The organism is Actinomycetospora chlora (assembly GCF_039542135.1).
GTDB classification, from domain to species: domain Bacteria; phylum Actinomycetota; class Actinomycetes; order Mycobacteriales; family Pseudonocardiaceae; genus Actinomycetospora; species Actinomycetospora chlora.
This window is the reverse complement of the sequence record NZ_BAABHO010000003.1, coordinates 190,663-196,852: the sequence shown is the minus strand read 5'-3', so window position 1 is coordinate 196,852 and position 6,190 is coordinate 190,663. Positions and strand designations below refer to the sequence as shown.

Below are 6,190 nucleotides of genomic sequence, written 5' to 3'. Positions count from 1 at the left end.
CCCGGGTCCGGGAATTTTCTCCGCGACCCCGCCGTCACCGACCGTGACGCGTCAGCGGGCGGCGAGCAGCCCGCCGTCGGTGTCCGCGGGGGACCGGGGCGCGGGAGCCGTCCCGCCGGCGTCGAGGTCGGCGAGCAGCCGGCGGGCCGCGCGCACGGCGACGTCGGGCGGGTCGCCCTCGCGGGCGAGCAGCCGGAAGAGCTCGGCGAGCGCCGCGGCCGTCGAGCCGGAGACCGTCAGGCCGCCGTCGCAGCGCGCGCAGGGGGCGAGGGCCCGCGACGCGGAGCGCAGGACCTCGACCGGGGCGGCGTGCCCGGCGCCGTGCTCAGCGGCCGCGGACACGGACGGTCTCCGGGACCTCGGCGGCCAGCGAGCCGGCGGGGGTGTCGTGCCAGACGACCTGGAACGAGCCGCGGCTCGTCACGCCGTCCTCGTCCGCGGGCGCAGTGTGGATGCGCTCGACGGGACGGGGCCGGCGCGGGGCGTCGGACTGCCAGTGCAGATGCCACATGGGCGGGGACCTCCTCGTCCACCACCGGGTCCGTGTCGCGTGCTCGGGGGTGCCGGCGACCACGGAGCGTCGACCGTGGCTCGCGGACTGAACACGGCACCCGCGATGGTGGTCCAGGTCACCGGGACACCGCCACGCGGCGGCGTTCTGGACCGAAACAGCACTGGAAAGGCTCAGGACTGCGCCACCAGGGCGACGAGGAACCCGTCCCAGCCCTTGGCCCCGACCGTCTGCAGGGCGGTGGCCGCCTCGAGCCGGGGGTCGGCGGCGACGAGGTCGACGACCTCGCGCACGCCGCGCACCACCGCGGACTCCTCGGCGGGATCGGCGACCTTGCCGTCGCGCACGACGTTGTCGACCACCACCACCGTGCCGGGCCGGGCCAGGGGCAGCGCGGCCCGCACGTAGGCCGCGTTGTTCTGCTTGTCGGCGTCGACGAACACGAGGTCCACCGGCCCGGCCACCGTCGGCAGGCTCTCCAGCGCCGGCCCGAGGAGGATCTCGACGCGGTCGCCGATACCGGCCGCGTCGACGCAGGAGCGCGCCACCTCGGCGTGGTGCGGGTCGATCTCCAGCGTCGTCACCAGCCCGCCGGGCCCGACGGCGCGGGCGAGCCAGATCGTCGAGTACCCGCCGAGCGTGCCGACCTCGAGCACGCGGCGGGCGCCGGCCAGGCGGGCGAGCAGCGCCAGCAGCGCGCCGTGCGCGGGCGCGACGGCGATGTCGGGCAGCCCCGCGCCCCGGGCCCGCTCCCGGGCCCGGCGCAGCGCGTCGTCCTCGAGGGCGAGGTGCTCGACGAACCAGGTGTCGACCGCGGCGGGGGTGGTGCTCACGGTCCGACCGTAGGCCGTGCGGCGAGACCCAGGACCCGCTCCAGCACCCGGTACCTCAGCACCAGGCTCAGCGAGACGAACCACAGCAGGACGCCGAGGGCAGCGACCGGGAGCACCGGCGGGTCCGGCGCGGTGAGGCCGAAGTAGTTCCGGGTTGCGGGCACGAGCAGCACCGCGACGAAGGCGGCGAACAGAGCGAGCGCCAGCCAGGTCGGGCGGCGGTCGGAGCTCACGGGGCGCCACGCGGCGAAGATCCGGTGCGGGGGTTGGAGCAGGAGGATCAGGATCAGCGCGCTGGTGGAGACGAACACCGAGAGCCCGGATTGGGCGCCCAGCGTCGCGGAGGCCTCGACGAAGTCCGCATCGACGCCGTAGGTGAGCCCGGTGTACTGCTCGAAGAGCTCCACCGCCCGGGGGAAGGGCGTCCCCGAGAGCCCGCTGGTCACCCGGCGGTAGAGGAAGGCGTAGATCGCGGTGCCGAAGCCCGCGGTGAGCACCCCGACCGGGATGACGAACCGCGCCAGCGACACGAGCAGGTCCTCGGCCGGGGGCTCGGGTCGCGCCCACATCGTGAGGAAGAACGTCGGCACGCCGACGGTGAACAGCGTCAGCCCGACCTGGGTCGGCGTGTAGGGGAACCCGAGGCCGAGCAGCGTCACGGTGAGGATGACGAGCATCTGGGTGCACACCCGCGACAGGAACAGGTACATCGACGAGCTGACGCCGCTGATGATGCGGCGACCCTCGGTGCGCGCCGGGGGCAGGGTGGTGAACGAGTCGTCGAGCAGGACGATGTCGGCGACGTCGCGGGTCACCGAGCTGCCCGAGCGCATGGCCACCCCGACCTGCGCGCGCTTGAGCGCGCGGGCGTCGTTGACGCCGTCGCCGACCATCGCGACCTGGTGCCCGCCGCGGCGCAGCGCGTCGACGATCTGCTCCTTCTGCTCGGGGGCGATCCGCCCGAACACACCGTGGGTGGCGACGGCCTCGTCGAAGGCGTCCCCGTCCAGGGGCGCGAGCCGGGGACCGGCGATCGCCGGCGCATCGAGCCCCGCGCGCCGGGCCAGGGCGGCCACGGTGTCCGGGTCGTCGCCCGAGACCACCTTGACCGCGACCCCCTCGGCGGCGAGCCCGGTCAGGACGTCGGTGACGCCCTCGCGCAGCTCGTCGGCCAGGGCGACCAGCGCCACCGCCCGCAGGCGCGGGAGCCGGGGCCGTCCGCCGGCGTCGCGCAGCGCACCGTGCCCCCGCGCGAGCACCAGCACCCGCAGGCCCTGGTCGGTGCGCTGACGGACCGCCCGCTCGTCCGCGCCCGCCGGGTCGGACAGCGCGGCGCGCAGCGTCGAGGGTGCCCCGAGCACGAGGGACGTGCCGTCGGCGAGGGTGATCCCGCTCCAGCGCAGCGAGGACCGGAACTCCACCTCGTCGACGACGTCCGCGGGCTCGCCGGGCAGGGTGTCGTCGGCGGCCAGCGCGGCGGTGGTGGCGTTGGTGCTGCCCACCGAGCGGGCGAAGGTGCCGAGCAGGGCGCGGGCGCCGGCCTCGTCGGCCGCCACGACCTCGGTCAGCGCGAGCCGCCCGCTGGTCAGCGTGCCGGTCTTGTCGGTGCAGACGACGTCCACGCGGCTGACGGCCTCGACGGCGTTGGTCCGTTGGACCAGCGCGCCGCGCCCGGCGAGGCGGGCGGCGCCGACGGTGTAGGCCACGGCGATGAGGAAGAACAGGCCGTAGGGCACCAGCCCGGAGAGCACCGCCGAGGTCTGCACGAAGCGCAGCACGGTCGAGCCGTCGAGGGCGGCCTGGGCGAGGATCGCGCCGCTCATCAGCAGCACCAGCAGGATCAGCAGCCGCACCACGAGGTCGATCCGCCACTGCAGCGGGGTGAGGGCGGTGGTGTCGGCGCGGGCGGCGATGGTCAGCCGGCCGGCGTGGCTGTCGGCGCCGACGGCCTCGGCACGCTGCAGGCCCTCGCCGCCCGAGCACGACGACCCCGAGAGCAGGTGGTCGCCGACCTCCTTGGGGATCGGGTCGGACTCGCCGGTCAGCAGGGACTCGTCGGCCTCGACGCGCCCACCGGTCACGAGCGGGCCGTCGACGACGACCTGGTCGCCGGTGCGCACCCGGACGAGGTCGCCCACGACGACCTCGACCGGCGACACCGTCCGCTCCTCGCCGTCGCGCACCACCGTCACCGGCTCGCGGGCCAGCAGCTGCAGACGGTCGAGCTGGCGCTTGGCCCGCAGCTCCTGGAACGCCGCGAGCGCCGCGTTGACGATGCCGAGACCGACGCTGACCAGTGCGTCGCTGTAGCGCCCGAGCGCGAGCAGCGCGATGCCGATGACGAACAGCGTGTTGTTGTAGAAGGAGAAGACCGTGGTGCGCAGGATGCGCGCGGTGGTGCGCCCCGAGCCGGAGACCGGGACGTTGGCCCGGCCGTCGCGCGTGGCCGCTCGCACCTGCTCCGTCGTGAGGCCCTCGATCGTCGCGGTCATCCCGGCCTCGGGTCGCGGTCTCGCACGTGACCATCATCCCGGCCGTCGCTGACCGGGACCTGAAGGGTCAGGGCGCCGGGGGCTGCCGGGCGTCGGCGGCCAGGGCGCGCCGCCAGTGCTCCGTCACCTGCTGGCGGAGGGGGTTCGGGTCGACGGCGTCGGGGTCGAGCAGGCGCTGCATGCCGATGCCGCGCAGCTGCCCGACGAGGGCGACGGCCACGTCGTCGGGCCGGACGTCGGGGCGGATCGTGCCCGCGGCGAGGCCGGCCTCGACGTCCTCGCGCAGGTCGCGGCGGAAGCCCCGGTCGCGCTCACGGAAGGTGGCGGCCAGCTCCTCGGCCGTCGCCGCCTCGGCCCACAGCAGCAGGAACGCGCGGTTGGCGACGCGCATCTCGGCCAGCGCCCCGATGTAGCCGTCGACGAGGGCCAGCAGGCGCTCGAGGCCCGGCGCCATCTCGGCGATCCCGGGGACGAAGCCGCCCTGGGTGGCGCGCGTCAGGGCCTCGACGAGGCCCTGCTTGGAGCCGAACTGGTGGGTGACGATCCCGCGGCTGTAGCCGGCACGCTCGCCCACCCGCGCGAGCGTCAGCGCCCGCACCCCCGACTCGACGACCACCTCGGCGGCCGCCGCCACCAGCGCGGCCTCGGTGTGCTCGCGGCGTTCCTGCTGCGTGCGGCGGGGACGGGCGGCTGTCACCGGCACATCGTAGCAGGCCGCTTGCGTGTCGACCGACAAGTATGTGAGAGTGGCGGAGGACCGAGAGGAGCCGGAGATGATCGACCTACAGGACGGCGCGGTGGAGGCGATGCTCGCCGAGGCCGTGCTGCAGCCGACCGTGCCGCTGGCCGCGCCCGCCGACGAGGTGCCCGCGTGACGGTCGTGCTGGTGCACGGCAACCCCGAGACCCCCGCGGTCTGGGACCCGCTCGTGGACGCCCTCGATCGGCGGGGGATCCACGGCGTCGTCCGCCTGGCCCCGCCCGGGTTCGGGGCGCCGCTGCCCGACGGCTTCCCCGCCACCGCGGAGGCCTACCGCGACTGGCTCGTCGACGAGCTCGAGCCGATCGTGGCCCGCGACGGGCCTGTCGACCTCGTCGGCCACGACCTCGACGGCAGCCACACCGTGCGCGTCGCGATGGCGCGCCCGGACCTGCTGCGCAGCTGGGTCAGCGACACCCTCGGCGCCTTCGCGCCGGACTACGTCTGGCACGAGCTCGCGCAGCGCTGGCAGACACCCGGCACCGGGGAGGCCGACGTCGCCGAACGCTTCGGGCCGGACCGGGACGTCGCGGCCGTCGAGGCGGTGCTCGTCGGGCGCGGGATGCCCGCGGCCGTGGCCCGGGACGTCGTCGCGGGGCAGGTCGCGGGGCAGGACGAGGCGATGGGGCGGGCGATCCTCGCGCACTACCGCTCGGTGGTGCAGCCGGTGATGGCCGATGCCGGCGCCGACCTGCCCGCTGCGGCCGCGCGGCCGGGCCTCGCGATCGTCGCCACCGCCGACCGGGTCGTCGGCAGCGAGGCCCAGCGGCGGGGTGCCGCGGCACGCGCGGGCGCGCGCGTGGCCGTCCTCGAGGGCCTCGGGCACTGGTGGATGGCCCAGGACCCGGAGGCGGCGGCCGGGGTCCTGCTCGACTTCTGGGACCTCACCGGCTGACCGGCGCGAGCCAGACGCCGACGAGGACGTCGACGAGCCCGGTGGCCGCGTCGGCCCACGTGGCCCGGACGGTCGGGGCCCCCTCGGCGAGGGCCCGCTCGCGCTCGGCGGGGACGGCGACGAGCAGGTGGCGCGCGACGTCGCCCCGCTCGCGGAGGGTCTCCGGCGGCAGCGCCGGCAGGCAGGCGCGCAGGCCGTCGAGGACGCGCTGCAGCACCGGCGAGCCGAGGTGGTCGTCGGTGAGGACCTCCCGCAGCGCGGGGTCGGCCATCACCTGCGCGCCGAACCGGGCGTACCAGGTCGGCGTGCCGAGCGCCTCGAGGTGGTCGAAGGTCGGGCGCACGAGGCAGGCGAGCCAGTCGCGCAGGTCGTCCGACCGTCCCGCACCGCCCTCGATGCGGGCGATCATCTCCACGCGTGCCCGCTCGATCGGCTCGGTGTGCCGGCGCACGATCGCGCGGACCAGCTCGGTCTTGCTGCCGAAGTGGTAGCCGACGACGGCGGTGTTGCCCTGGCCGGCGGCCTCGGCCACCTGCCGGTTCGAGACCTCGTGCACGCCGTGCTCCGCGAAGAGGCGCTCGGCGGCGTCGAGGATGCTGGCGCGCGTGGCGGCGTTGCGGTCGGTGCGGGCTCGGGCGGGCACGGCGCCGAGTGAACGACCTCGTCTCGCCGTCCGTCAATCGCTTGATTTAGATTGATG

Annotated in this window: 7 protein-coding genes; 1 reads left to right on the top strand and 6 read right to left on the bottom strand. The window is 75.7% G+C overall.

Features of this window, described 5'->3' with window-relative positions:
* Window positions 1-51 precede the first annotated feature (51 nt).
* The 5 genes from ABD994_RS03210 to ABD994_RS03190 all read right to left on the bottom strand — a co-directional run bounded on the left by ABD994_RS03210 (window position 52) and on the right by ABD994_RS03190 (window position 4,533).
* Complete coding sequence (locus tag ABD994_RS03210; protein WP_345410941.1) at window positions 52-342, bottom strand: hypothetical protein; 291 nt, start codon at window positions 340-342, stop codon at window positions 52-54.
* Window positions 326-511: a hypothetical protein gene (locus tag ABD994_RS03205; protein WP_345410940.1), complete on the bottom strand. Its 186-nt coding sequence runs from the start codon at window positions 509-511 to the stop codon at window positions 326-328. Before ABD994_RS03205 ends, ABD994_RS03210 begins: the two co-directional genes overlap by 17 nt.
* 173 nt (window positions 512-684) lie before the next feature.
* Window positions 685-1,344: an O-methyltransferase gene (locus ABD994_RS03200; RefSeq protein ID WP_345410939.1), complete on the bottom strand. Its 660-nt coding sequence runs from the start codon at window positions 1,342-1,344 to the stop codon at window positions 685-687.
* Window positions 1,341-3,836, bottom strand: coding sequence for an HAD-IC family P-type ATPase (locus tag ABD994_RS03195; protein WP_345410938.1), 2,496 nt, complete (start codon window positions 3,834-3,836; stop codon window positions 1,341-1,343). The genes ABD994_RS03200 and ABD994_RS03195 overlap by 4 nt, the downstream gene beginning before the upstream one ends.
* A gap of 67 nt (window positions 3,837-3,903) precedes the next feature.
* Window positions 3,904-4,533, bottom strand: a complete 630-nt coding sequence (locus ABD994_RS03190; RefSeq protein WP_345410937.1) for a TetR/AcrR family transcriptional regulator — start codon at window positions 4,531-4,533, stop codon at window positions 3,904-3,906.
* A 174-nt stretch (window positions 4,534-4,707) separates the two neighbouring features.
* Here ABD994_RS03190 and ABD994_RS03185 point away from each other — a divergent pair, with 174 nt between their 5' ends.
* The gene (locus tag ABD994_RS03185; RefSeq protein ID WP_345410935.1) at window positions 4,708-5,490 is read left to right on the top strand and encodes an alpha/beta fold hydrolase; all 783 of its coding nucleotides are present in this window, start codon (window positions 4,708-4,710) and stop codon (window positions 5,488-5,490) included.
* On the opposite strand, the gene ABD994_RS03180 is transcribed toward ABD994_RS03185, so the two are convergent.
* Complete coding sequence (locus ABD994_RS03180; protein WP_345410934.1) at window positions 5,480-6,133, bottom strand: TetR/AcrR family transcriptional regulator; 654 nt, start codon at window positions 6,131-6,133, stop codon at window positions 5,480-5,482. The two genes, ABD994_RS03185 and ABD994_RS03180, sit on opposite strands and share 11 nt — an antisense overlap.
* Between the last annotated feature and the right edge of the window lie 57 nt (window positions 6,134-6,190).